Source organism: Arthrobacter sp. T2-23 (assembly GCF_055398325.1).
Genome location: NZ_AP027917.1, coordinates 1,543,597 through 1,568,728, shown reverse-complemented (window position 1 = coordinate 1,568,728; position 25,132 = coordinate 1,543,597). Strand labels below are relative to the sequence as shown.

Here is a 25,132-nt window from a genome sequence, read left to right as displayed (position 1 = left end):
CGGCGAATCGGCTGATGTTCAAGGGCCATTGGACACGGCCCAGGGAGTTCCTTGCGGGCCTATCATGAGACATGCCCGGGACATCGGAAGCGGAAGTTGAACGGAAATTCGACGTCGACGAATCAGATGGGCTGCCGACGTTCACCTCGATTCCCGGGGTGAACAGCGTCCAAAGCACCGGAGACCAGGAACTCGACGCGGTGTATTTCGACACGGCAACCCTGGCCCTCGCGGCCCGGCGCATCACCCTGCGCCGCCGCACTGGAGGCAAGGACGCCGGGTGGCATCTGAAACTGCCGGTAGCAGCAGACGAGCGGCGTGAGATCACGGAACCCCTGAACGAGGACCCGGACACTGTGCCGGCACGGTTAAGGTCACTGGTGCTGGTCCATACCCGAAACCAGGAACTGGCTCCCATCGCCCACCTGAAGACCCGGCGCACCGCCGTATCCCTGCTCTCGGCGGACGGAACGGTGCTGGCCGAATTCAGCGACGACCGGGTTGAATCAACGATCCTCCTGGAGCCGGTCGAACCTGCGGCCTGGCGGGAATGGGAAATCGAACTGGTCGATGGGCGCCGGAAGCTGTTGGACGCCGCCGAGTCGGTGCTGGCCTCGCTGGGTCATCGGCCCGCGCAATTGCCCTCCAAACTGGCCCGCGCCCTGGGCGCCCGGTACCCCGCGGACGCTCCGCCAGCACCCAACCCCGGACGCAAGGGACCGGCTTCAGCGGTGCTGCTCGCCTATCTGCACGAGCAGGTCGAGATGCTCAAGACACACGACCCTGGAGTCCGGCAAGGGACCCCTGACGCCGTGCACCAGCTCCGGGTGGCCGCGCGCCGGATCCGATCGGTGCTGGCAAGCTTCCGCAAGCTGACTGACAAGGCAACTGCACAGCTTCTGCGGGAAGAACTTCAATGGCTCGCCGGCGCGGTGGGGGAGGCCCGGGACCTGGAAGTTATGCGCGCCCACCTCAACGGGGAGCTGGACGCCGAACCCCCGGACCTCTTTCCGGGCCAGGCGGAGCAACATCTGGAGGACACGCTCGGCGGCGCTTACGAGGCTGCCCTCGCCGACGGCCTGGCCGCTCTGGACAGCGACAGGTACTTCCGGGTCCTCGACGTGCTGGACGGCTTCCTCGCGTCCCCTTCGCTCGCCGGAGCGGCGCACAAGAAGGCCAAGGGGAGGATCGGCCGGCTCGTCAACGCAGAACGACGGCGCCTCCAAGAGGAGGTGAAGAGCCTCCGGAATACGTCAGACCCCGAGACTGCCAGCGCAGCGCTGCATGAGGTCCGCAAGAGCGCGAAACGCCTCCGCTACGCGGCAGAAGCGGCCGTCCCGATTTTCGGGAAACAGGCCGCCAGGATGGCGCGCGCCGCTGAAGAAATCCAGACGATTCTGGGCGAACACCAGGACAGCATTATTATCCAGGAGAAGCTGCGGACCCTCGCCGCCACACCACTGGAAACGGGCATCGCATTCACCTACGGACGACTCCACGCCCTGGAACAACAGCGCGGCGCCGAAGCCCGTTCCCAGTTCCACCAGGCGTGGCGCACATCCCCGCCCAGGCGACTCCACTGGAAATAGGTAACCCTGCTGGAACTGATGAAGGCCGACGGCGTCCGGGCCGAGGACCGCTAACCCCCGTTACCGCCCCAAGGCGCTGCTTAGCGGATTAGAAGAGATGCTCGGAAGGCTCTGAAGTGAATTCTCGATGGAGCCGGTTTCTGGCGCTATTCTCAATCAGGGTGGGGATGTAGCTCCTGATTCGGCCCGCAGACAAGGACTCGTACTCCTCACCGACGATGCCGGCGATGTGCGGACGGGGCGCCTCCGGAAATCGGGCCGAGAGGCGGTCAATAACTGCACGGACAATGACTTCTTTTTCCGCTTCGCTCACCATGCCAGTTTGACCCGGGGTGGAACCGGCGTCAACCAACCCCGAGAACCACGTCATAATCGTGGCTCGAGTTGCGTCCCGGTGCGTCGCCCTAGCTGGGATTCCGCCGTAACGAGTGAGGCACGCTGACCGGCCCCTTGGGGGACAGTGGCGTCTACCGAGTCGGCCCGCCTGCACGGGTGTGTGCGGGCGGGCCGACGGTTGCTATCAGCTCTCGCGCCGTTGCCGGTCCTGTGGTCGGCCCAGCTGGGGGTCGCTCGTGAGCGCGCGCCCATTCTCCAGCCGGCCCGCCAGAACGCGGACAAGCTTCGGATCCGCGGCGGAGGTGACGGTCAGGTCATACCAGCCACCCTGGGTCGGGATAACAACAGTCTTGCCCTGGCCCGGGTTGAGCGAGAAAGCCTGGGAGCCGGGCCCGTAGGCGTCCTTGAGGGTCAGGGCTGCGCGTGCCGGTCCGGCGTTCTCGATCCGGAACTGCGCGTGTGAAGCCTTACCGTCGGCGGTGACGGTGACGCGGAGGTCCGCGGACGCCGTCGTGCCTGCGAGGTGCCGGTACCAGCCAGCCGGTCCATGCATCTGCACGTCGTACTCGGCACCGAGCGCCCAGGTGGCGTCCAGTGAGGCCGCCGCCCCAATGGTGTACGAGTACGGTGCGGCAGGAAGCAGGTTCGAGCGGACCTGCACGTGCGCGCCGAGAGTGCCCCGGTTCGCCCAGTGGGCGGTAAGCTTGCCGCCCTCGATCTTCGTCTCAACGTCAAGGGCGTAGCCAAGCGGGCGGGACGGACGCGTGCCCTTCTCCTGGTCGGGCATCGAGTTCGTCGCCGGGGGCGTCGGAACGTAGCTCGGGTGGCGGTTGTGGTCGGCCGGTTTATAGGCCGAGGTGTTCGGCAGCGACGGCGCCTCGTCGCCGCGGTCGGAAAAGTCGAAGGCGCTGGTAAGGTCGCCGCTGACTGCGCGGCGCCAGGGCGTGATGTTCGGGCAGGCGACGCCGAAGCGCGCCTCGAGGAACCGGATGATGGAGGTGTGGTCGAAGGTCTCGGAGCAGACGAAGCCACCCATGCTCCAGGGGGAGATGACGATCATCGGCACCCGGACGCCGAGGCCGAAGTGTCCCGGGGTGTCCTTGCTGCCATAGAAGGTGGGGGTGCCGTCGTACCATTCGCCGGCGGTCGGGACCGTGGATGCGCCAGGGATCTGCGGAGTGTTCGGGTGCGGCGGGACGATGTGGTCGAAGAAGCCGTCGTTCTCGTCGTACATGAACAGCACCGCCGTCTTGCTCCAGACGTCCGAGTTGGAGGTGAGGATGTCCAGGATGTTGGCGGCGTACCAGGCACCGAAATTCGGCGGCCAGTTGGAGTGCTCGGTGTATGCCTCGGGGGCCACGACGTAGGACACCTGCGGCAGTGTTCCCGACTTTACGTCTTTGCGGAGGATGCTGAAGAGGTCGTCTCCGGCCTTGGCGTTCGTGCCGGTGCGGGCCTTCTCGTATAGGGGTGAACCCGGTTTCGCGTCCTGATATTGCTTGAAATAGAGCAGGGAATTGTCCCCGTAGTTGCCGATGTAAGCGTCGTCGGTCCAGCCCTCATAGTGCGCGGGATCGAGGCCCTCGCCGATGTCCTGGTAGACCTTCCACGAGACCCCGGCCTTCTCGAGTTCCTCGGGGTAGGTGCTCCACCAGTACCCTTTTTCCTCGTTCCACAGGTCCGGACCGCCGCCCTTCCGGTCGGGGTCATCACCCCCGGCGAATATGAAGTAGCGGTTCGGGTCTGTCGGGCCGAGGACCGAGCAGTGGTATTGGTCGCAGATAGTGAACGCGTCGGCGAGGGCGAAGTGGAACGGGATGTCCCGGCGTTCGTAGAAGGCCATGGTCGCATCCGACTTCGTGGGCAGCCACTTGTCGTATTTACCGTTGTTGAACGCCTCATGGGTCATCTTCCACGAGTGGTCCAGGTCCTCCATGAACTGCATGCCCAGGTTCGGTGCGTCCGGATGGAAGGGAGTGATGTCGCGGGTGGCGTTGACTTGGTGGAAGGCGTCCTTTCCGGACGGCAATACCGCCGGGTGCGGGTCCGAAAACCCACGCACACCCTTCAGCGTGCCGAAGTAGTGATCAAAGGCGCGGTTCTCCTGCATGAAGACCACCACATGCTCAACATCCTTAATCGAGCCGGTGGCCCGGTTGGCCGGGATCTCCGCGGCCCTTGCAATACTCTGGCCCAGCATCTGCGAGATCGCGGTGCTCGCAGCACCAGCGCCCGAGAGCTGAAGAAAACGACGGCGGTCCAAAGCGGTCATGAAACGACTCCTGATGCTTGTCTTAGTGGTGGCCCCCGGGTGGGACTTTGCCAGAGCCGGATTGCAGCTCGGTGTATTCGTGGTGAACACGGCGAAGCCTGCCCGGCCAGGAGGCATTACATGCCGCGACCGCCGACACCACCAAGTGGCCCGTAGCTGGGCGGAGCAAAGTCGTACTCCGGCTCGAAAGTTCCGAGTCTTTGCTGGAGGGCCGCCTACTTAATCGTTTTCCAGCGCGGGCAACGTGAAAGTTCCGTCACTGCGGCGTTACCGCAGGGTCTCGGCAAAACATAAAGGCCCTGTTTCACTTTGTTTGGAGAGGAACCAGGGCCTTTCTCATTTGCTTTGACCGGGGATTTGAACCTCTCCGAAACCAGCTCTGGTATGGAAAACGCCTAGATTTGGCGGGAGTTTATGGCGGGAACACCAGAATCCTCAGCGGCCACTGGCGCGGGCCCGCCCTGCCCAGCGCGGACCTTCAGAGTGGGTCCGATGCCGTTCTTGGGCAGTTCCATTCCACCGAGAGGACTTCGTCACATGCAGAAAATCTATGCCGAGTTCTCACACGACCTCAACCAATGTCCCAGGCAGCACGTCTAGCTCACACTCGTGGGCAGGGGAAGAAATGATTCCCCGCGGTCTCGCATGGCCCCGAGCGCCCGAAGGACCCCGGCGGCGGTGCCACCACCGGGGTGGTTGCCGTGAATGATGGCAATGTCGCCGGTGCGTGCACGGGAGACCTCGCGGGTGACCGTCGCCGCGGGGAATGTGGCGCCGCCGTCGCCGTTGACACTGAATCCGACCGGGATGAGGCCCAAGGCGCGGACAATTTCGGCAGAGACTTCATCCAGGTATGCGGTACCGGGTCTGAAGTAGCGGGGCCGCTTTCCGGTGAGTTCGGCGAGACGGGCATCATTGGTCATGACCTCGTCGTAGACCTCCCCTGGATTGGCCGTGCCAGGAATTCCGTAGGCGCTCTTGCCTGTGACGGAGAGGGGCCGGTGGTTGGTACCGTGGTTGGCGAGTTCGAACAGCGGGTCGGCAGCCAGGTCCTTGGCGAGGGAAAGGTTGGCGGCGATCCATCGCGAGTTCAGGAACAATGTGGCCGGGACGTGCTCCTGCCGTAGGAGGGCTAAGAGAGCCAAGTCAGCTCCATTTCCATTGGATCCGCCGCAAAAGTCAACCGTCAGTGCCACTCCGGCGGCCGTGGAAGGCAGCCGGGTAAACACCCCGGGTGCTTCCAGACCCCAGTACTTTGCAGCAGGCGCGGAGTGCAACGTCATGACCTCATTCCGGCTCGGCATTGCCCCTGGCCGCGCTGGAAGCTCCGCAGGATGTAGGTCTGCGGGGGAAGGAGGAGCGACGGCATTGTCGGCTCCTAATTGAGGGCGATCAGCGAGGGAGAGCCCTTCTGGATTGGGAGCTTGCGGTGTTGTCCCGTCTGGTGCAGGGGTCCTTGCCGCCCCGATTTCCTGGCTGGCGGGTGCGCAGCCTGCCAATCCCAAGGAGGCGGCAGCCAGAAGGAATGACCGCCGATTCGGGGTCCCAGTCACAGCAATGTCCGATCTCTCTAGCATGAATGAATGACGGCGCCGGGGATGGGGCGCGGCTCCGCTTCGACGGAGTCACGATCCGGCTGGAGTTTGCGTGGACTTGCCTGAACTCATCTTCCGAAGAAGCGGCGGCTAGCCACATTCGCCTTTATATCTTAGGCTCCGAGCGGGGTCGCGGCGTGACATCGCTGGGGCAGGAGGGGCCCATTGGGAAGCGACTCCCGAAGTTCCCTTTTTCGTTGCGTTCTGTTCCGATGACGTTTGGTTTAGCTCCACGGTTCATATCGGAACCGGCAGGGATTGGGTAGGCGTTGTCGGTGGATATTCGCCATGCAGGCTGGGGAGGGCTCATCCCTGGCGCCCCTGGCGATCGCATCCAGATTGCCTCCCAGAGTTTGCGGGCTTACTCCTGCGTCACCCGCTCGCTGGGTCAAGCAGCCAACAAAACCGGGGCAGCCCCGAAGGTTTGCAAAAAAGTCGAGGAAAGGGTGCGGGGAGGTTCAGAGGAGGGGGCAGATGTTGCGGTGTGCCAGCCCGAAGGACAGGGTCATGCCGACGCCAGATGTCACCGATACGACGGTGACGCCGGGGAGGGTCTCCCGGACCAGGATCGGCGCGGCCTCGGAGGAGGCGTAGATGCCCTGCCAGCGCTCGATGATGTCCAGCGGCCGCCCGACGAGCGCTGCGGTTTCGGCGTTGATGGTGCTGGTCACCGCCTCCGCGAGGAAAGGGGAGGGAGTGGGGTGGTAGTGGTGGGAATCGCCGAGGATCAGGCTGCCGTCCGGGCGCTGGGTGAACATCACGTTGGCACCGATGTCGAGCAGCTCGGGCTGGTTCTGTGCCACTTGGGCGCGGAGCGCGGCCGCACTAGGCATGTCTGTGAAGGCAGGGTAGCGGAGCATGGAGGTGGCCGTCAGGACCGCCGGACCTATCACGACGCCGGGCGGCTGTGCCGCAAGAGACATCTGCAGAACACAGCGTCGAAGTTCATGTTCGGCGGCCAACTCAGGGAAAAGATAGTCAACGTCGTGTCCAACACAGACAAACACCTGGAGGCCACTGAAATCTCCACGAGATGTGTGGACGGTAGCGATTCCGGACGGGTCCTGACTGAAGTTCATCGCGGCGGTGTTCCAGTGAAGCTCGACGCCGGGCTGGTCGTCGAGCCATGCCGCTAGCCGCGCTACCGTGGTGCGAGGGTCCACCCGGAGGTCATCGCGCAGGAACGCGCCTCCCACCAATCCGGGCCAGGCGCCGTCGTCGTCCGTCTTAGTCCACGGGGAAGCAGACGTGACCGGGCTGCTGAGACGGCGGCGCGTCTCCGCGGCCGTGAGTAACTCCACCTGGCCTGGCTCGCGGGACGCGGCCAATTCCCGCAGCACCGCCAGCTCCGTGCCCGTCCTGGCAACTACCACGGCTCCGGATTCGGAGACCCAGAAGCCTGCGCGGCCGGCGAAATCCAGCCAATACGTCCGTGAAGTCTGCGCCAGTTCGTAAAGTTCGCCGGACTGCGCGGTGATGCAGCAGTGGCCAAAGTTTCGGATGGACGCACCGACGGCGCGGTGGTCGCGCTCGAGGATGATTACCGACAGCCCGTTGGCAACAGCATGGGCAGCGTGCGCCAGCCCCAGGATGCCCGCTCCTACAATCACGACGTCGGCGGGACCGCCAGCGTTGGCAGAATGGCGGGTTTCCGGGGTTTTCACCTTTCGAGACTTGCCTGCGGGCCGGGCGGAATCAAGTCGGAGCGGCGCTTGTTTTCACACGTTTATTTGCTGTTCATTTCCAGTTTGATTCATTGAACCAGCATGGGCCGATGAGTCCCGAGTGCCACCAAACCCGACCCAACTGAGGATCCCATGATCAAGCTGGTTGTTCTCGACATGGCAGGAACCACCGTGGATGAGCATGGTGATGTTTATGCTGCCCTGGCAGCCTGCGTCGAGGAAACCGGGGCGGTCATCACTCCGGAGAGGGTTCAAAAATGGATGGGCGCCGACAAAATGGAGGCCATCTCCGCGCTGATCCGGGAAGGCGGCGGCACGCCGCAGGCAGAGACCGTGGCAGCCGCCTTCGTCCGCTTTAAGGTGCTCCTCGCCAAGCGCTATGACGCTAATCCGCCGGTGGCTCTTGAGGGTGTTGAGGGTGCGTTTGCGTCTTTTCGCCGTATGGGCGTCAAAGTAGCCCTCACTACCGGCTTTTCCCGGGACGTGGCGTGGCCGGTGTTACGGAAGCTCGGCTGGAAGCTGACGTCAGACGGCGGGATGCTGGACGCGGTGGTCTGTTCGGATGAGGTTGCGGCAGGGCGTCCTGCGCCGTATATGATCCACCGCGCCATGGAGCTGGCGGGCGTCCAGGACGTCCGCGCTGTACTCGCCGCCGGCGATACCATCGTGGATCTGGCTGCCGCCCATAATGCCGGGGTCACTGCCGTTGGAGTATTGACCGGCAGATTGAGCCGTGCGGCCTTGCAGGAGCACCCCCATCATCACATCGTGGCGGGCGTGAAGGATGTTCCGGGCCTCCTTTCTTTGAGCCGGTCTTCCGATGTCCGGTGCCCAAGTTTCACCGGCCGTTAACTTTGTGACCGTTATCTCGCGGATTTTGGTTACCTCAATTGCTTAATCTCAAGCCGTCAACCAGATGTCCTACCATCGCCCGGCCTTTGAGGTTCCCGGCATTCGCATCGAAAGGCACCACCAGTGAAATTCCTTCGTTCCTCCCGCCGCGCCCTTAAAGTCGCGGCTCTGACTACGGTAGCGGCCGTCGCACTTACCGCCTGCGGCTCGGCCGGCGCTTCGGCCCCGTCCGCCGAAGCGGGTACTTTCGCCAAGGATTCCAGCACCCTCGTCATCGGAATGGTCCCGGACGAAAGCTCCGCGACGTCCACGTGGCAGCCCATCGCGGACTACGTAGGCAAAGTCTCCGGCAAGAAGGTTGAGGTCAAGCAGTCCTCGAACTACGCCGCCCTCATCGAAGCTTCCATCGCCGGCCAGGTCGACGTGGTGTCCTTCTCCGCCTTCACTTACCTGCAGGCCAAGGCCAAGGGTGCGCAATTCACCCCGGTCGGCGCAAGCGTTGACGCCAGCACCCACGAGCCGGGCTACTACTCCGACGCGATTGTGCCCGCAAACTCGCCTGTCACCGACGTGGCCGGCTTCAAGGGCAAAAAGGTTTGCTTCGTCAATGAAAACTCCACATCGGGCTACCTTTTCCCGCAGTACATGCTGAACAATGCTGGCGTCAACAAGGGGGACTACTCCCAGGTGATGGCAGGCAAGCACGATGTTTCCGCGCAGAAAGTTTCCCAGGGCACCGAGTGCGAGGTGGGCTTCGCCCAGGACATCACCGTCACCACCACCGGCCCCGCGGCCGGCTTGTTCAAAGCATCTGACCTGAAGGTCCTGCACCGAGAATTCGTTCCGGGCCCCCCGTTCGCTGTGGCAGACGGCCTCCCCGCGGACGTCAAGAAGGTCTTGACGGAGAAGATGTCCACCGTCAAGACCGCCGACATCAAGGCGGCAGGTATTACCACCACCGACGCTTTTGACAAGTTCTTCGGCGAGGGGAACAAGCCCGTCGATGACAAGTACTACGACAACATCCGGGATCTTTGCAAGAAGCTCCCGAACGTTAAGACCTGTGAGGGCATCTAAGGCATGACAAGCAGCCACGCCGTCATAGAAATTGACGATCTCGTCAAGGACTTCGGCTCCAAAAGAGCCCTCGCCGGCGTGAACCTGACGGTCGAGGAGGGCGAAATTCTGGTTCTCCTCGGCCTGTCGGGCTCCGGCAAATCCACCCTGCTGCGGCACGTGGATCAGTTGGAACTCCCTACGTCCGGCCGAGTCCGCGTACTCGGCCGTGACGTCCCGGCGCTGCGCGGACGCGAGCTGCGCGCCCTCCGCTCGAAGGTCGCCGTCGTGTTCCAGCAGTTTGAACTGGTGGGCTCGCTAACCGTTCTGGAAAACGTCCTCACCGGCGCCCTCGCAAGGATCACCGGCCCGCGACTCGGCATCTGGTCCTACTCCCGGGCTCTGCGTTCGACGGCGGCCGGGCACCTCGAGCGCGTAGGCCTTGCGGGTTTGGAACACCAGCGGGCAGACACCCTCTCGGGCGGCCAGCAGCAGCGCGTAGCAGTGGCCCGGGCCCTGATGCAGGAACCTAAAATCCTCCTGGCAGACGAGCCGGTGGCCTCCCTGGACCCGGAAAGCTCCAAGCAGGTCATGGAACTCATCCGCGAGATCGGTCGCGAAAACGGGCTCACAGTGGTCTGCAGCCTACATCAGGTGGACCTTGCGCTGTCCTGGGGAGACAGGGTTGTTGGCCTGCGCGGCGGCACTGTAGTCCTGGACACGCCAACCACCGGATTGAACCGGGAAGAGGCCATGCGGATCTACAGCAGGGTGGCGCCGGCTGAGGCCGCGGCCAACGCATCAGCCGGGGCAGTGGCGGGATGACCGGAATTCTCACCCGGAGTCCTGAACGTGGACGTCCCGCTCCTGACGACCCTAGCCCGGACGGCAAAGTTGTTCGGGTATCGTCAGGGACGGCTCGTTCGTGGGCGCGGGTATCCATAACGATCGTTCTTCTCGCGCTGTTGCTCGCCGCCTTCGGCTCATTCCAACTGCTGGACTTCAGCGCAGCACGGCTGTCCCGGACCGTACCCGCCGCGGAGCGGTTCCTTGCCCGAATGGTGCCGCTGGACTTCTCCCATCCGGAAGAGCTTCTCTGGCTGACAGTCCTCACGCTCGCCATCGTGGTCTGCGGCACGGCACTCTCTGCTGTGCTCTCAGTGCCCATCGCTTACTGGGCGGCCCGGAACACCAGCCCGCACCCGGCGCTGCGGTGGCTCGGACGCAGTATCACCGTTCTGGCCCGCGCTTTTCCCGAGATCATTCTGATAATTATCCTGGCCACCATGTTCAGCCTCGGATCCCTCCCGGGCATCCTGGCCCTTGGGCTGCACTCAGTCGGTATGGTCGCAAAGCTCTTCGCCGATGCGATCGAGCAGATCGATGAAGGCCCGCGTCTGGCCGTCCGGGCGGCCGGCGCGACGAAGGCCCAGGAGTTTGTCTCGGCCGTCCTTCCGCAGGTGACGCCTTCATGGGTGGCCACGATTCTCCACCGTCAGGACATCAATCTTCGGGCGTCGGCGATTCTCGGATACGTTGGGATGCCCGGCCTTGGCTACGAGCTCTCCGCGAGTATCCAGCGGCTCGACTATCGGCGTGCCATGGCCGTTGCCCTCATCATCTTCGCGGTATGCGTGGGCATGGAGATTCTGTCCTCAACAATTCGGCGCAAGGTCCTGCGCGGCAGTGCGCAGAAGAAGAACCGGCGCTGGTCCGGCCCGGCATTGGGCTGGACGGCGGTCGCTGTAGTGGCAGCCGCCGTCGTGATCGCGGCACCTACATGGGGCGATTTCCTGACTGTCTGGGCCGTTCTCCCGCAACGCCTGGCATCGTTTTTCTCGCTCTCGATCGGCGACTACACGTGGCCTCAGATTCTTGCCATGCTCGGCCAGACGGTTGCGATCGCGCTGGCCGGGACATTGATCGGCGTCTTCCTGTCCGTGCTGATCGGATCCTACGCGGCCCGCAATGTTGCCCCAAGCCGAGCTGTCCGGAGCGGTGCGCGCTCAGTCTTGCTCGTGGTGCGCGGGATCCCGGAACTCATTTTGGCTATCGTGCTGATCCTCATGACAGGCCTCGGCGGTGCTGCTGCGGCCCTCGCCCTGGGTGTGGGCACCGTCGGTCTGCTCGGTAAGCTTCTCGCCGACTCGATGGAGGAAGTAGACCCCGGGCCCGAACGTGCTCTGCGGGCCGCCGGAGCCTCCAGGCCCCAGACGTACGCTGCGGGGACCTTCCCGCAGGCAGCACCGGCATTCGTTGGCCACATCTTCTACGCACTGGACGGGAACATCCGTGCCGCAACGGTGCTTGCGGTGGTCGGCGCGGGAGGTGTCGGCCAAGTGATGTTCGAGGCCGCTCAACTTAGCCGGTACAACGTGGTCTTCACCATGGCCCTGCTCGTGATCGGGATGGTGCTGATGATTGAGGCTCTCGCCATGTGGATCCGGAAGGTGCTCTCGACCTGAGGCGAGACCAGGAACGCCGGGGGAAAGTGTTTGCCGTCGCCCGCTCATTGGGGGTGGCAACCCTAGTCGGCCGACGCCCGACCCGGCGGCGCTGCGGGTGAACGACCCCCGTCGGAACGCAAACGCCCGGCCGGTGCGGGAGCACCTGCCGGGCGTTTGCCGTTTATTGCGGGACCTGTCTTAGACCCCGGCGTTGTAGACGTCGAGTCCGAAGCGGGACGCCGGGGCTGGATCCGGCCGCCCTCGTAGGAATGGTCCGGGTCCGGGTGGCCACAGCCCTGGAAATCGGTCAGGTGGTGGGTCGAGGGCGGAATGCCGTAGCGGTCAATGTAGCTCAGCCCGGCCTGTTTCCCGTTGGCCCCCGGCATCCAGCCGAGGAAGTGGTCGAAGGAGCGGTTCTCCATCATCACCACAATGATGTGGTCGGCGCCGGGCGCCGGGCGCCGGGCGCCGGAAGCGCGGGCGCCGCGGCAGCCGCAGTCCGGAGCGTGGCGCCCCGGCAGGTTTCCAGGCGCCGCGTTACTCCGCGGGCACCAAGATGGTCAAGTGTGAGTGGCCTCCGATGCGCCGTCTGTGACCCTGACGGGAGCGCTTACGCGGTGCCCCTCGTGGAACCCGTCGGGGTTCTCCGCCCAGGCCTGGATGTCCGGATACAGGGCCGGGAAGTCAGGGCCGCGCAGGCTGGAGGGGCCGCTCTGGCGGTTGAAGCGGTCGATGTAGGCCGTGGCGCAGCCGGCTTCGAGGGGGAGCCGGAGGTCGTTTTCCCAGATGTCGCCGACGCTGAGCAACCGGCGGGGTGCCCGGTGTCGGAGCATCCGGGGGAGCAGGGTGGCGAAGCCGTGTGGTTTTGAGGCGTCCGCTCTCACCACATCGACGTGATCGTGGAGGCCGAGTGTCCGGAGGCTTTCGAGCACCCCGGCGTGGGGTGCATTGGTCACTAGGACACGGAGCGCACGCCCGGTCAGGCCGTCGAGGAACCTGGCTAGCCCGGGTGGGGCCGTTATTGCCACTTCTCCGGCGGCCAGGCGCTGGCGGCTTTCGGTAAAGGCGGCACTGAGCTGATCTTGGGGAAGGTAGGCGCCGAACAGGTCCGCAACGGCTGCGTATCCGTCCGGGTAGGCCCGGGAGCCCGGTGCTCCGTTGAGGAACCGTTGCAATGTAGTGAGCAGCGGTGCGCTGGTGCGTGCGGGCAGACGTCGCGCTGCCGCGTTTGCGTAGGCATGCACCGGTCCGTCCCCGAGACAGACGGTGCCGTCAAAGTCCAGGACGAGCAGCGGCAAGGGTGAGTCGAAGGACGTATCGTTGTCAGCTTCGGCCGAGGGGAGGGGGCTCACGGGTGACTCTCGATCCAGGGGAACGCGTGTTCCGATGTCGTGTTCAGTTGGGGACCAGCGGGCCGAGGCAGGCCCGGTCTTGCGGTCGGGGTTCATGCGGCTGGCGACGGTCCTAGCGGAGGGCACGGCCGCTCAGGGTGTACGAGGTGCCGTATTCCGGGAGGAGTCTGGGCACGTCCACCTGGAGGGCTTCGGGCCGGAATCCGTGGATGGGCACGACAACACCTGGGTGGATGTCCATGACCATCTTGTGCAGCGCCTCGCCGGTGGCATGCCCGGAGGAGCCGATGCCAACAAAGGTGACATCGAGCCGTTCCAGCCATTCCATGTAGGTGTGCCAGTTGGCCATGAACGGGCCCAGCGGCTCGCCCTGGGCGTGGATGAAGGGCAGAAACGTTCCCGGCGGCCGGTGCGGGGCGGCAAGCGGGAGATCCAGAAGGCTGGGTACGTCCGAGACGTCCGCTTGGATCAGGAACGAGGAGGGTGAGGCCCGGACGGCGTCCAGGCTGACGGTGCGGATACTCCCGTGGCCGGCGGCTTCGGCCCGGGCCACGGCTTCGGCATGGCAACGGGTCTGTGGGCGGGATCCGTCCCAGGTGGTGACGCCCTCGACTCCGAGGTGGTGAAGGAGCGCCGCGGACTGCCCGGGCCACACCAGGGTGCGGCCATGGGCGCCCGCCCGGGCCATGAGGCGTTGGGCGCGGTCGACGTCGCGGACGTACATGCTCACAAGGGCCAGCCCGGGCGCCCGGGTCATGGCCTCTGCGGCCAGTTCGAGCACCTCCGCCTCGCTGCGGGGTTCCCCTGCGCCGGCGGGGATGTCGAAGGAGAGCATGGTCGTTTCCGTAACCAGCATGTCAACGCCCGCGGCGCGGTCCACGAATCCACGGCTGAGTCGAGCGCCGTCACGGTGGAAGTTCAGATCCCCTGTGTACGCCAGCGTCCCGTCCGGTGTGGTGACCAGGAATCCGCAGGCGCCAGGGATGTCGTGGTCCACCGGGACGGCTTCCACGGCGATGTCCCCGACGATTACGGTCCCGGTTATGGGGGTCAGTTCGGGCCGGTTGCCCGGGCCGCCCGTCCCGGACACCGCTATGGCGGCCTCCAACAACACCGTGTCCGGGTGCGCGTAGACGGGGACGTCGGGCCGGACAAAGCCGAGGGCGCCGTCGTGGTCCAGATGGGCGTGCGAGAGGAAGACCGCAGTTGATCGGTGATCGGGCCTGCCCAGGGTTGCGCCCGGATCCAGTTGGGCCGGGTCGTAGACCCCCGGAATTTCGGGTGCGAACCCGACGGCGAGGCGGTCCCGCAGCTCGAAGCCGAGGCGTTCGCGCACCGGCGCGCGGAAAAGATCGCGTTCGGCCGGGATGTCCAGCCCCATGTCCAGGAGCACACGCGCGGCGGGCGTCGAGATCATGATCTTGGAGGATCCGATCACCCCGATCCCGCCGAAGAATTCAATCGTTGTCATGCCAGGCCCCGTTCGTGGGTGTTGATCTTGTTGTGCTTCTCTAGCCACGGACGCTGCCCTGCGTCCCGTAGGCGCCGGTGACAAAGTACTTTTGCAGGAACAGAAAAAGCACGATGATGGGCAGCGTGGTGAACGACACAGCGGCACACAGTCCTGTCCAGTCGGTTCCCTCGGTCCCGTAAAAAGCCTGAAGTCCCACCTCGATGGGCCGGACCGCGTCGGACTTGGTCATGATGTAGGGCCAGACAAAGGCGTTCCAGGAGCCCATGAAAGAGTTCAGTGCCACGAGGACAAGGCTGGGAGCCGCAAGCGGTGCGGCGACCGAGAACAGCATCCGGACCGGTCCGGCCCCGTCAATCTCTGCCGCTTCGAAAAGTTCCTTGGGCAGGGTGAGGAAAAACTGGCGCAGCAGGAAGATGCCGAACACCGACGCGCCCCACGGGACGATCTGGATCAGGTAGGTGTCGTACCACCCCAGCTTCTGCGCAATGATGAAATTGGGAATCAGGAGCACGGTCTGCGGCACCATCATGGCGCTCATGACCAGCAGAAAGAGGGGCCCCTTGCCACGGAAGCGCATGAGCGCGAAGGCGAATCCGGCCAGCAACGAGGTGATAAGGACCAGCAGGACGACGCTGCCGGCGATCAAAACTGTGTTCCCGAAGTAGGTCAGCCAAGGGCTCTTTCCCCATGCCCGGGCGTAGTTGGAAAAGTCCCAGGCCGGCCAGAGCCTGGGCGGGAAGGTGAAGACGTCCGCGTCCGCCGCGACGCTGGTGATCAGCATCCAGAGTATGGGGACCAGAAAGAGGAATCCGACGGCGGCGGCGACCCAGGGCCGCAACAGCGGTCCCAGCCGGACGCCATGCCGCCATCGGGTCAGTCCGGACCGCCCCGGGCCGGAACGCAGAGTCCCGGAGGGCGGGGCGGTGTATTCGCCCCGGGAGTCCTCCTGCGTTGGCGTGACCGCGGTCCTCATGGGTGTTGTCGTTTCCACAGGACCTACTGGGAACCCTTCATGGCTTTCATCGCCGAGTCCTGGGCGGTGGCCAGGGCGTCCTTCGAACTCGCAGTCCCGTTCACAGCGGACTGGATGGCCTGGGCCAGAGCGCCGGAGGCCTTGCTGATCCACGCCTTCGGGGGCAGCGGGGTGGCTGAGTCAAGCTGGGTGGCGGCTTCGGTCACGAACGGTGTCTTGGCGGCGTAGTCCTTGAATACGGGCTGGTCCATGGCCTCCTTGCTGACCGGCAGGTAGCCGGTGGTGGCGGACCAGTACGCCATTTCCTCGGGGGAGGTCAGGAACTGCATGTATTTCCAGGCCGCGGCCTTTTCGGCGTCGGAGCTCTTGGCGAAAAGCGCGATGTTGGTGCCGGCCAGCTGGTTGGCGGAGCCCTTTGAACCGGAGGGCAGGGCAGCGACGCCGAGTTTGAACTTGTCTCCGACAGCCTTGAGGTTGAACGGGTAGCTGGCCACGGAGGACAGATCGAACGCTCCGGTCCCGCCGCCCAGTGCGGCCTGGCCGGGGTAGTTGGTCCCGAGCATCAAGGATCCGTCTTTCTTCATCTTGACCAGGTAGTCCATCGCCTTGACGGCCCCGTCTTTGGTGAACTGAGGTGTCCCGTCCGCTGCGAAGACCGTGTCGCCCATCGACTCGGCGAGGATTTCAAAGAAGGCCGTGCCGCCGGCCGGTCCCGAAGAACTGCCCGGGTCCATGGACAGGGCGACAGTGTTGCCGGTGGACGCTGCCTTGGCGGCAGTGGCGAACTCGTCCCAGGTCTTGGGCGCCGCGGGCACCATGTTCGGGTTGTAGTACTGGACCACGACGGACTTGTTGAATGGCCACATCCACGTTTTGCCGTCGGTGAGCTTCATGTCCTTTTTGATGCCGGCAAAGAAGCTCTTATATTGATCGCTTTGCGCAGCGTAGTCATCGAGCGGGACGATCACCTGGCTGGCCGCGAATTCGTCGGCCCAGTTTCCGTACACCTGGGCGATCGTCGGGGGCGTTCCCGCCGCCGTCTGGGCATTGATTTTGGTCTGCAGCGTCCCGTAGTCGGGTTGGTCCTGCAGCTCGACCTTGATGTTCGGGTTCTTGTCCATGAAGTCTTTGGTCATTTTGGCCAGCGTAGTTTTTTGCGCCCCCGATGACATCGCTTCCATGAAGGTGATCGTTGCCGGCGCGCCGGTGTCGGCCGGCACGGAGCTGCCGGACGCCGCGGTGTTGGTGCCGGTACCGCACGCGCTCAGCGTCAGTCCGGCGGCAACAAGAACGGACGTCGCAAGGATCCGGCGGCGGCCAGTCATGGGGGCAGGTTTAGAGTTTCGCGTCATTTTGTACTCCTGTAAGAGGTTGGTGTTAGAGAACGTCTCAGCTGGTCCGGTCCAAAGAGCGGGTGGTGCGCAGCTGAAGGATCGAAAGCGCTACGGTGATGCCAAACAGGACGACAGCCAGCGCGGCCGCGTACCCGGTCTTCCGGAATACGAACGCCTGTTGATAGAGCTGGAAGCCCAGCGTTGCCGTGTCGAATCCTGGGCCGCCGCTGGTCATCATGAAGAACTGGGTGAATGCCTGCAGGGAAGCCACCGAGGAGACCACGATGACGAAGATGACGACGGGGCGAAGTTGCGGGAACGTGACGTTCCAAAATTCTTGCCAGCCGTTGCAACCGTCGAGCCTCGCCGCCTCGGAAAGTTCCGTGGAAATGGTGGTCAGGCCGCCGAGAAAGATCACCGTGGTGAAGCCGATTTCATGCCACAGCGAGTAGATGATCACGGCGGGCATGGCGTAGCGGGAATCGCCGAGCCAGTCGATATTGGCGATACCGAACCAACTCATCACCAGATTGGCCAATCCGAAGCGGGGATTGAAAATCCAGACCCAGACAATCGACGTTGCCACTAGTGGGGTGACGTGGGCCAAGAAGACCGCGGTGCGGGCGGCAATATTGATTCTTGCGGCCCGGCGCAGCAACATTGCCAGGCTCAGCGAGATCGCCGTTCCACCCACGACCATGGCCACAACAAAGTAGCCCGAGGTTAGCAAGGTGCCGGTAAATGGCGGATCCTGTGAGCCGTCGACCAGCATCTGATAATTGGCCAGGCCCACGAACTTATTCTGGTCAGGGTTCAGCCAGTTCCACTTGAAAGTACTGACCACAAACGTGAAAACCGTTGGCCCGATGGTGAAAACCAGGAAGATCGCCAGTGCCGGAAGAATAAACAAATAGGCCACGGGGGACCGGAGCCCGGACCTGCCGCGGGAGGCCACAGGCCCGGCCCCTGGCCTGCCTTGAACGATCGCCCTCACCATAACTCCCAACATCACGCAAGACCTGTCCGGCCCTTGGCGGGTGACCAAGATCCCTACCTTGAGGCTGCAACATGACGGAATCGGAACTCCCCAGTGAATCGAGTGCGAACAGGGAGCGGATTCTCCGCCTCACCCATTGAGGCATGCGTCGTTGCTGGAGTTGTGGAGACCGAGTACGGTGACGGAATGACTGTCCGAGATGACTTTCTCACTTGGGTGAAGACGACGCTGTATCAGGCCGAGTTAGCCCTTCATAATGGAGATGCGGGCCCGCGCAGGGCGATATGGTCGCGAAACGAGCCGGTCAGTATTCTGGGCGCGTGGCGAAATGCGAACGGCCAGCACGAAGTTGAGCAGCTGTTCACCTTTCTTGAAGAAAGCTTCTCCGACTGCACGTCCTACGAGTTCGAGCTCAAGGCGTTCGACGTCGTGGGCGACATGGCGTTCACAGCTGGCTTGGAACATTCCTCCGTCTCGGTCGACGGTAAGCACCGCACTTACACTTTGCGTGCGACCCAGGTCTACCGACGTGAGGGTGGCGAGTGGAAGGTCGCTCACCGCCATGCGGACACTGTAAGCGAATGAGAAAACGGACGTCACGGGTCGGTTAAGGTCCGATCAAGAGGCCATGTGGCCGGCCCCAAATGGTTCAGGCTTGGCGTTCGGCATCTCTCAGCGTTCTACTCCCGTCCATTTTAGGCCGCCGTGGGACGCCAACGGCGGCGTGAACCAAGGGACCGTTCAGCGCAGAAATCCCAAGGTTCACGGACGCGTTGGGCGATGTTTGGGCGACGTTGGTGCCGCTCACAGGTGTGCGCCGAATACTGCGAGAATCCGGTCAGCATCGCCGGCGGCGGCGGGGGACAGGAAATCCCGGCGACGATTGAGCCACCGTGGCGCCCGGCACATCGTATGGGGGAATTTTGAATGATTGAAGACCGTGAGCGGGCCATAGCCTATGTCACCGGACGTATCTGCACTATCTCCAACGTCCGATTGATCCGGGACGTTGAGACCGGACGGTTGGTCGTGATGAGCGGCGAAGTAGCCGAGGACCGTGTCCACGTCTACGACTTCCAGAGCTGCGGCTATCTGGCTGGAAACGGAACAGCAGGCCGGTGGAACCTCTTCCACGCCCGCGACAACGCAACGATGGAGCTGATCCAGACCGAACCCGGGCGATTCGCGGGCATTGACCATTCTTCAGGACAATGGTTCACCGTGATGGTCACCGGCAGGATTGCCTTGGTCAAGGACATGATCCCTGGGCGTTCCCGGCGCTACGCGCTCTGACCGGACGAGCCCGCCGACCTCAGGTCTTGACCGTTGTTGGTACTACGCTGCAGGGCACGGACTTTCCGGCGGCCAGCATCGCTGATGCTCTGTGGTCAGGCCGGGTCGCCGCGAGCCGGCCCCGGCTTTGGTTTTGTCGGTCGTGGCTGTCTCGGACTCGGCCTGCTGCCAGCCCTAGCCGACGATGAGCATCAGGGCGAAATAGATAATTCCGCCTGCCACGCAGTAGATGGCGAATGGGGTGAGGGTCCGGGTCTCGAAAAACCGGAGCAGGAATTTGGTGGAGAACCATGCGGCGGCGGCGGAGCAGAGCGCTCCGATGAGGAACGCGGGGCGTTGATCGGCCATGGCCGGGCTGAAGAGTTCAGGCAATTTCAGGACGGCGGCCGCACCGATGATTGGGGTGGCCAGCAGGAAACTGAATCGGGCGGCATTTTCGTTGTTAAGGCCCGAGAGCAACCCGCCGACCATCGATGATCCGGAACGGGAGATTCCCGGGACGAGGGCGGCTGCTTGTGCGGTGCCGATGCCGAGTGCTTGTTTCCAGGAGATTTTGGCAATTTCGGCATCGGAGACGGCCGCGTCCGTCGTCGGGGCCTGGGCCGATGCACGGTTTCCCTCCTTGCTTCGCAGCCGCTCGGCAGTGAAGAGGATGAGGCCATTGACGACGAGAAATACGGCGGATAGCAGGGGTGAGGCGAACAGGGCGCGTATCGGCTTCTCGAGTGCCAGACCCAGGATCCCGGCCGGGATGGTGCCCAAAATCAGCAGCCATCCTAGTTTTGCGTAAGTGTCCTCCGGCAGGACCTTCCGGTCGCGGACGGAACGCCCGAGGCCTTTGAAGACCTCGATCCAGTCCTTGAGGAAGAAAAGAAACAGGACGATGGCCGTTGCCAGATGGGTGGCGATGAGGAAGGTCAGGAACGAGGGCGCGTTCTGATCAAGGTTCCAGCCAAAGAGCTTGGGAATGATGACGCTGTGGCCCAGGCTCGAAATCGGAAAAAGTTCAGTGATGCCTTGGATGAGGCCAAGGATGACGGCCTGGATGGTGTTGATCATTCCCGGAGGATACCAATAAGACATGGCTGGAAAGGTTTCCCAGCATCCGGACCAGAGCGCGGGAGGCCGTGGCTCCACCTATGGCTCGACATCTCGGCTCGGAGAATCGGGCGACGATTTCCGCGTTGCGCTGCTGTGTAGTCAAGGGCCCGACTTTCGTCAGCCTCGCGCATCAGAGAACAGTTCTAAGCTGCGACAATCGAAGCTTCTGGCGGCCCGCAGAAACCCCCGAAAGTGCCGTCCCGTTACTCGAGTGTTTCGAGTCGGTCGTGGCCCTGACCTGTCGACCCTTCCCACTCGGGGGGAGTCCTCCGTGAAAAATCTGTTACTACGGCGTTACCGCAGGGCCCCGCATGGCCCATGAGTGGCAAAGCAAAGGCCCCTGGTTCCCTTGTAAACAAAGGGAACCAGGGGCCTCGCTGCGTGGCGGTGACGGTGGGATTTGAACCCATTTCGTCATCCCCGCAGTTCTGCGGAAAATCCCATGAAGCCTTGGTTTCTCAGCCAATCGAGCGACGTATGGTCACGTTCTCCAACGGTTGAAAACACCACTCCACAGCGATTCCTTTGCCAATTCTTTGCCAACCCGATTCCGGGGCGCCGTAGGGCAGGCGGCCGCTCAGCTTGGTTGTACTCTTCCCCGCCGCAGGCCACACCCTCATGACTACGCTACAACCCGGCGCAGCTAGTCACACCGTAGCTTTCTTAGATGTCGCATATGTCCATCGCCCGGTCGGTTGCCGTCACGGAACCGGAAGTTGCTCCGGTGCGACATCCGACTTCAGTGCTATCTGCCCTGGGCGACTGCTCACTTTACCCGGGGAGCTAGCGTCACCCGAAAGGGTGGAAGGCCGTGCGGCTGGATTCCCCCTTTCGCAACTGCCCGGCCACTGACCCCAACGGGGGCGAGGAACCTCCCGCACGCCGGGCGGTCCGCCGCCCAGGGCGAACCGCAGCAGCCACTCACAGCGACGGACCGCCATCAACCGCGACCACGCACCCGATGCACCACCCAGCCGCGCGACCAGGAACATCGAGGCGCTAGGTCGCGCCAATACCCGTTTAGCCAAGCTGAACCACAGATTTCGTTTGCACAGAGGGAAAACCGCGCAAAGGCGGGCGCAGATTTCCGTTGGTTTGTCCGCTTGTCTGGAGCTCGTGATCCAAACCTTGGTTGCCAGAAGGACCCATACCCAGGCAGACGATGTCCCGCCGTCTCCGCTCATGCGGTGGAGCGAACGCCGGTTGAAGGAGCAGGTCTACTCGTCTCCGCGTCTCCAAGGACTGAGACTCTGCCAGGTCAGTACGATCAAAGCATGACGATGGAAATGGCAGAAGCCCGCGGAACGGTCACCGTCCGACCCTGGCGGGTTGGACTGCTAGTGGATACTCGATCACCGGCTGAGGTCCGCGAAGCCATCGCAAGCTTAAGTTCGGTGTGGGGTGGCCGTTCAATGCCGATCTTCGATATAAACACTCCCATTCCGGAACTCGAGAAACTCGGTGAAGTGTTTGGTGTCGACTCGCTCTACGCTGACGTCACGGAGGGCCCTCTAGCCGAGTTTTTGAGAAAGCCAGGGTGGGCCTGGCAAGGTAGGGCGCAGTGGGGTCCCTTCGGCAGCGAAGACAACGGAACCTTCCGTAAAGGACTACTTCCGATTCAAGAACTTCTCCACGAGCCGAGTCAACTCACAGTGCCCTGCTGGTCCGCTGAGGACCCGGATGACTTGGCTTTTGCCGCGATCTGGGGGCTCCCGGACAAGGTCGGTACCCATCATGACCCGGTTCCATATACGGATCTGCTCACAACGCGACCGGCAAGCATGGCCGGTCTCGGGATATTGGCAACCACAATGCTCCACATCCACCCCGACCGTCCAAACAGCCGCGGAAGTCAGGACGGCATATTCATCCTGCACGCCGAGCAATCCGAGAACATCGTCAAGTTCTGGAATATGCGTGCGGTTGGCGGCTCAGTCTTGGGAATCCCGTCCAACGCGGCTCCTGAGCTAGCTGACGCACTACTCAATCAACCACTCCCAGGATCTGAAATGGGAGTCGTCGGACCTCAGGGAGTCGTCAGCAAGCGCAATGTTTTGCACGTGTTCGGTGGTGCTAAATCATCTATTGAGGTAACAAAGGCAATAGAACGCGCTGCAGGAGCCACTCACGAGGTGAGGGAAGGTCGCCCGCAGGAACCACAGTTTCTCTTCAGCGGCCTGCGGACCGATTTCAGGCGAGCCCTCCGCGTCGAATTTCGACCCGCATCCCAAGGAATTGATGTGGATCTCCCCCGCCTGCCGCTCGTAGGCCAACCTAGCCACGTATTCCGACGCGGCATTGTGGCCGCTGAAGTGGAACTGGGGGAAGTCCGCGGTCAGGATCCCCGCTACACCGGGCATGTCCCGCCATACCGGAGACATGCAGCGCTGCTGGAAAACCGTCAGCGTCATCAGAGCGTGGACCACGTTCGCTCTGGACATGACGGGCTGGTTTTTGGTCTTGACGTTGGGTATGAAGAGCTACACGTTCCTTTTGCAAACACCCAAGAAGTGATTCGCTTGCTGTTCGATAGCGAATCCGTAGAAGTCGGGCAGTCAAATGTGGGCAAGTTCCAAACCCGAGCAGCCGAAAAGTTTGGGGGCCCGTACAGCGGGACATTCAATCAACCAGGGGTGAGGGCAGCAGTAACCAGAGCAGCAGGAAAGCCTGCCGGAGTTCCGCTCGACTATCTGCGAGGAATGGTTGAGAAGGAGCGCGGCAGCTGGCCAGACTCGCCAATGAACCACAGTACGGCCCCTCGCGACTACGCAATCCGTGCGGTCAACAACCTGTTCCACAGCGGTCTTTTCGTCCCCACGCTAAGAGTCCACTGCAGTCACTGCCGTGTAGAGAGCCACGTCTCCGCCGATGACCTCGGTGCAACTATGAACTGCGAGTTCTGCGGACAGGTCTACAATCTGGCCCTTTCCCAGGCGCTGTCCCAACCAGAGTGGCGGTACCGGTTGGCAGCACATCTCCGGCCCGACCAGATAGAAGCGCTGCTGCCGGCACTCGCCACGACTTCTCTGCTGCAGCAACTGCGACACACATCCGACCTCCCGCCCTTGGTGCTGGGACTTGAGGTCACCGTGGACGGAAGGAAGATTGAGGCTGACATCGCCGCTTATCTCGGGGACAGGGACTGGCTGGCCGTACTCGGAGAAGTAAAGACCGGGAACCGCATTGACTCAAAGGATGTAGCAAACCTGGAGTTCCTCCGGGCGAGGTTGGTCGAGAAAGAGGTTCGGTGTCTTTTGCTGTTTGCGACATTGAAAGACGAGTTCTCTCCCGAGGAGCGTCAAGACCTGAGGGCACTCGTGGAGCGGTCGGCCCCTATCAGGAGCTCGATCGGCCAAAGCACTCCGAATTTTCCCCTCGTTCTGACCGCTCCTGATCTGTCGCGGCACTTTTGGGACGAGGAACACCCATGGCGGTGGGAGAAAAAGAGTTACAACGGCATACTCGACACAGCGCTTGTCTCATGCGAGCGAAATCTTGGGCTCACCAACTACTCGCATAACCAGGACGCCGACGGGCCCAGCTTCACTTTTGAATGGGCGGATTGACGCTAATCAATCTAGGGCAATCATCGGAGTGCTCCAGCCGCTCGACGTGGATGGGTCACTGGTAATTGATTGAACTCCAGCGCAGGTCTTGTTCGAAGTCAAGGAAGACCAGCGTTGCGACTAGTACGTTGTAGGCGATGCTCGATAGGCCCTGCGGGATTGGGCAGCGACTGCCAAATATCTGCCTGTACGGGAACAAACTGGTCATGTCGGCGCCATTGGAGAAAACCAGTACCTGTTTGACGTCCGACCGGTCCCATTCTTCGAGTAAGAGGGGCAGCTCGGGCGCCGCCTTGATTGACCCGGCAACGTCGCTGTGGATAATAACCCCGACCTTTCCGAGGGCAGAGAACCACTGCCCCTCGCTGCGCGGCTCGGGGGAGTCGGCGTCATCGAAGCCATATTCGACGCTCCCACTAAATGGATACTCGAAGGTCGTGTGTAGGGTGCCGACGAGGACCTGGAGACGGTGACCGTCGGGCCCCGCATCCGCAAGTACTCGCGATGGGTCCACACCCTCGACGTCGCGGAAAAGGTGCGCGTCGAGAAGTGCCCGGACAAGCCGCTCGAAGACGTCGGGAGGGAGCCGGGCTAGTTCGCACCGAAGTGGGTCAAGCCGGTGCCCGAGTGGGCGACCACGAAACGCCGGACCGTCGATGCGGATTGACCGATGCCCAACCATGGCGTCGAGCCTGTCGTCATTGAGCACCGCATCACTAGATACGTGCACCGTCACAGATTGCTGGCCGCGAAACCGGTCACGGCGGAGAAAATCTGGTCCCCACTCTCTGTCGACAATGTCGCGGACATCCTCGGCTAGGAACTGCCCCGTTGCCTCAATGTAAATGACCAAATAGGTCGCCTCCGGCGCGGCATACCAAAAGCGCAGGTCGTCGAGACGCAAGCTGCGGGAAGCGTGGCCGTCGGTCTTAAGCTTCTCGGCACTTAGCGTTGAAGAGTGGATGCCCTTGAGCTGGAACCAAATTTTGGTGCCACTCAGTTCGAGGGTGCCAAGACGGTTGAGCATCATTCCAATGTCGACGCGCGCGCGGTCACGGTCGAAGGAGGCCAGAAGCCCACGGCGAAGTACCAGCTGCTTGAACTTCAGCGTGTAGTCATCCTCGAAGGCCTCTTCGACTAGCATTTCAGGATTTGGCACGACTCCTCTCTACCAGAGGGAATTCCTATCTACTAGACCAGCTTTCGGATT

Annotated in this window: 20 protein-coding genes; 8 read left to right on the top strand and 12 right to left on the bottom strand. The window is 62.9% G+C overall.

Features of this window, described 5'->3' with window-relative positions; translation table 11 throughout:
- The first annotated feature begins 71 nt into the window (after nucleotides 1-71).
- Complete coding sequence (locus tag ACZ5Z0_RS07150) at nucleotides 72-1,589, top strand: CYTH and CHAD domain-containing protein (protein WP_464110502.1); 1,518 nt, start codon at nucleotides 72-74, stop codon at nucleotides 1,587-1,589.
- An 88-nt stretch (nucleotides 1,590-1,677) separates the two neighbouring features.
- On the opposite strand, the gene ACZ5Z0_RS07145 is transcribed toward ACZ5Z0_RS07150, so the two are convergent.
- The 4 genes from ACZ5Z0_RS07145 to ACZ5Z0_RS07130 form a co-directional block, all read right to left on the bottom strand.
- A complete protein-coding gene (locus tag ACZ5Z0_RS07145) occupies nucleotides 1,678-1,959 on the bottom strand; it encodes a three-helix bundle dimerization domain-containing protein (protein ID WP_464110501.1) in 282 nt (93 codons plus the stop codon).
- Nucleotides 1,960-2,109: 150 nt separating this feature from the next.
- Entirely contained in the window at nucleotides 2,110-4,197 is a 2,088-nt protein-coding gene (locus ACZ5Z0_RS07140) for a phosphocholine-specific phospholipase C (protein WP_464110500.1), read from the bottom strand.
- 596 nt (nucleotides 4,198-4,793) lie between these two features.
- Nucleotides 4,794-5,342, bottom strand: a complete 549-nt coding sequence (locus ACZ5Z0_RS07135) for a polysaccharide deacetylase family protein (RefSeq protein WP_464110499.1) — start codon at nucleotides 5,340-5,342, stop codon at nucleotides 4,794-4,796.
- Nucleotides 5,343-6,250: 908 nt separating this feature from the next.
- Nucleotides 6,251-7,456 carry a TIGR03364 family FAD-dependent oxidoreductase gene (locus ACZ5Z0_RS07130; RefSeq protein WP_464110498.1) on the bottom strand — a complete coding sequence of 402 codons (1,206 nt, stop codon included), beginning with the start codon at nucleotides 7,454-7,456 and terminating at the stop codon, nucleotides 6,251-6,253.
- A 153-nt stretch (nucleotides 7,457-7,609) separates the two neighbouring features.
- Between ACZ5Z0_RS07130 and ACZ5Z0_RS07125 the strand changes: the two genes are divergently transcribed.
- The 4 genes from ACZ5Z0_RS07125 to phnE all read left to right on the top strand — a co-directional run bounded on the left by ACZ5Z0_RS07125 (nucleotide 7,610) and on the right by phnE (nucleotide 11,850).
- Complete coding sequence (locus ACZ5Z0_RS07125; RefSeq protein ID WP_464110497.1) at nucleotides 7,610-8,329, top strand: phosphonatase-like hydrolase; 720 nt, start codon at nucleotides 7,610-7,612, stop codon at nucleotides 8,327-8,329.
- Nucleotides 8,330-8,452: 123 nt separating this feature from the next.
- Entirely contained in the window at nucleotides 8,453-9,406 is a 954-nt protein-coding gene (locus ACZ5Z0_RS07120; protein WP_464110496.1) for a phosphate/phosphite/phosphonate ABC transporter substrate-binding protein, read from the top strand.
- Between the two features lie 3 nt (nucleotides 9,407-9,409).
- A complete protein-coding gene (phnC, locus tag ACZ5Z0_RS07115; protein ID WP_464110495.1) occupies nucleotides 9,410-10,210 on the top strand; it encodes a phosphonate ABC transporter ATP-binding protein in 801 nt (266 codons plus the stop codon).
- A gap of 140 nt (nucleotides 10,211-10,350) precedes the next feature.
- Nucleotides 10,351-11,850 (top strand): phosphonate ABC transporter, permease protein PhnE, encoded by a 1,500-nt coding sequence (gene phnE, locus ACZ5Z0_RS07110; RefSeq protein WP_464110494.1) that lies wholly within the window; start codon nucleotides 10,351-10,353, stop codon nucleotides 11,848-11,850.
- 62 nt (nucleotides 11,851-11,912) lie between these two features.
- On the opposite strand, the gene ACZ5Z0_RS07105 is transcribed toward phnE, so the two are convergent.
- The 6 genes from ACZ5Z0_RS07105 to ACZ5Z0_RS07080 form a co-directional block, all read right to left on the bottom strand.
- Complete coding sequence (locus ACZ5Z0_RS07105; RefSeq protein ID WP_464110744.1) at nucleotides 11,913-12,254, bottom strand: hypothetical protein; 342 nt, start codon at nucleotides 12,252-12,254, stop codon at nucleotides 11,913-11,915.
- Nucleotides 12,255-12,392: 138 nt separating this feature from the next.
- Complete coding sequence (locus ACZ5Z0_RS07100) at nucleotides 12,393-13,184, bottom strand: HAD family hydrolase (protein WP_464110493.1); 792 nt, start codon at nucleotides 13,182-13,184, stop codon at nucleotides 12,393-12,395.
- 112 nt (nucleotides 13,185-13,296) lie between these two features.
- On the bottom strand, nucleotides 13,297-14,655 hold the full coding sequence (locus ACZ5Z0_RS07095; RefSeq protein WP_464110492.1) for an MBL fold metallo-hydrolase: 1,359 nt from the start codon (nucleotides 14,653-14,655) through the stop codon (nucleotides 13,297-13,299).
- Between the two features lie 40 nt (nucleotides 14,656-14,695).
- Nucleotides 14,696-15,631: a carbohydrate ABC transporter permease gene (locus ACZ5Z0_RS07090; protein WP_464110491.1), complete on the bottom strand. Its 936-nt coding sequence runs from the start codon at nucleotides 15,629-15,631 to the stop codon at nucleotides 14,696-14,698.
- Nucleotides 15,632-15,654: 23 nt separating this feature from the next.
- The gene (locus ACZ5Z0_RS07085; RefSeq protein WP_464110490.1) at nucleotides 15,655-16,956 is read right to left on the bottom strand and encodes an ABC transporter substrate-binding protein; all 1,302 of its coding nucleotides are present in this window, start codon (nucleotides 16,954-16,956) and stop codon (nucleotides 15,655-15,657) included.
- A gap of 64 nt (nucleotides 16,957-17,020) precedes the next feature.
- Nucleotides 17,021-17,884 (bottom strand): carbohydrate ABC transporter permease, encoded by an 864-nt coding sequence (locus ACZ5Z0_RS07080; RefSeq protein ID WP_464110489.1) that lies wholly within the window; start codon nucleotides 17,882-17,884, stop codon nucleotides 17,021-17,023.
- A gap of 264 nt (nucleotides 17,885-18,148) precedes the next feature.
- Here ACZ5Z0_RS07080 and ACZ5Z0_RS07075 point away from each other — a divergent pair, with 264 nt between their 5' ends.
- Together ACZ5Z0_RS07075 and ACZ5Z0_RS07070 are read left to right on the top strand one after the other, a co-directional pair.
- A complete protein-coding gene (locus ACZ5Z0_RS07075; RefSeq protein ID WP_464110488.1) occupies nucleotides 18,149-18,547 on the top strand; it encodes a nuclear transport factor 2 family protein in 399 nt (132 codons plus the stop codon).
- A 342-nt stretch (nucleotides 18,548-18,889) separates the two neighbouring features.
- Nucleotides 18,890-19,255, top strand: a complete 366-nt coding sequence (locus ACZ5Z0_RS07070; RefSeq protein ID WP_464110487.1) for a hypothetical protein — start codon at nucleotides 18,890-18,892, stop codon at nucleotides 19,253-19,255.
- A gap of 174 nt (nucleotides 19,256-19,429) precedes the next feature.
- Here ACZ5Z0_RS07070 and ACZ5Z0_RS07065 read toward each other — a convergent pair whose 3' ends face one another.
- Nucleotides 19,430-20,314 (bottom strand): undecaprenyl-diphosphate phosphatase, encoded by an 885-nt coding sequence (locus tag ACZ5Z0_RS07065; protein ID WP_464110486.1) that lies wholly within the window; start codon nucleotides 20,312-20,314, stop codon nucleotides 19,430-19,432.
- A gap of 1,316 nt (nucleotides 20,315-21,630) precedes the next feature.
- On the opposite strand from ACZ5Z0_RS07065, the gene ACZ5Z0_RS07060 reads away from it, so the two are divergent.
- Complete coding sequence (locus ACZ5Z0_RS07060; RefSeq protein ID WP_464110485.1) at nucleotides 21,631-23,922, top strand: hypothetical protein; 2,292 nt, start codon at nucleotides 21,631-21,633, stop codon at nucleotides 23,920-23,922.
- A gap of 55 nt (nucleotides 23,923-23,977) precedes the next feature.
- Here the strand turns inward: ACZ5Z0_RS07060 and ACZ5Z0_RS07055 are convergent, their stop codons facing one another.
- A complete protein-coding gene (locus ACZ5Z0_RS07055; protein ID WP_464110484.1) occupies nucleotides 23,978-25,081 on the bottom strand; it encodes a DUF4365 domain-containing protein in 1,104 nt (367 codons plus the stop codon).
- Nucleotides 25,082-25,132 lie beyond the last annotated feature (51 nt).

What these genes read in the sequence shown, in the direction of transcription:
- ACZ5Z0_RS07150 (WP_464110502.1), top strand. Translation starts at nt 72, where the DNA reads ATGCCCGGGACATCGGAAGCGGAAGTTGAACGGAAATTCGACGTCGAC.
- ACZ5Z0_RS07145 (WP_464110501.1), bottom strand. Translation starts at nt 1,959, where the DNA reads ATGACGTGGTTCTCGGGGTTGGTTGACGCCGGTTCCACCCCGGGTCAA.
- ACZ5Z0_RS07140 (WP_464110500.1), bottom strand. Translation starts at nt 4,197, where the DNA reads ATGACCGCTTTGGACCGCCGTCGTTTTCTTCAGCTCTCGGGCGCTGGT.
- ACZ5Z0_RS07125 (WP_464110497.1), top strand. Translation starts at nt 7,610, where the DNA reads ATGATCAAGCTGGTTGTTCTCGACATGGCAGGAACCACCGTGGATGAG.
- phnC (WP_464110495.1), top strand. Translation starts at nt 9,410, where the DNA reads ATGACAAGCAGCCACGCCGTCATAGAAATTGACGATCTCGTCAAGGAC.
- ACZ5Z0_RS07105 (WP_464110744.1), bottom strand. Translation starts at nt 12,254, where the DNA reads ATGGAGAACCGCTCCTTCGACCACTTCCTCGGCTGGATGCCGGGGGCC.
- ACZ5Z0_RS07095 (WP_464110492.1), bottom strand. Translation starts at nt 14,655, where the DNA reads ATGACAACGATTGAATTCTTCGGCGGGATCGGGGTGATCGGATCCTCC.
- ACZ5Z0_RS07090 (WP_464110491.1), bottom strand. Translation starts at nt 15,631, where the DNA reads ATGAGGACCGCGGTCACGCCAACGCAGGAGGACTCCCGGGGCGAATAC.
- ACZ5Z0_RS07085 (WP_464110490.1), bottom strand. Translation starts at nt 16,956, where the DNA reads ATGACTGGCCGCCGCCGGATCCTTGCGACGTCCGTTCTTGTTGCCGCC.
- ACZ5Z0_RS07075 (WP_464110488.1), top strand. Translation starts at nt 18,149, where the DNA reads ATGACTGTCCGAGATGACTTTCTCACTTGGGTGAAGACGACGCTGTAT.
- ACZ5Z0_RS07070 (WP_464110487.1), top strand. Translation starts at nt 18,890, where the DNA reads ATGATTGAAGACCGTGAGCGGGCCATAGCCTATGTCACCGGACGTATC.
- ACZ5Z0_RS07065 (WP_464110486.1), bottom strand. Translation starts at nt 20,314, where the DNA reads ATGATCAACACCATCCAGGCCGTCATCCTTGGCCTCATCCAAGGCATC.
- ACZ5Z0_RS07060 (WP_464110485.1), top strand. Translation starts at nt 21,631, where the DNA reads ATGACGATGGAAATGGCAGAAGCCCGCGGAACGGTCACCGTCCGACCC.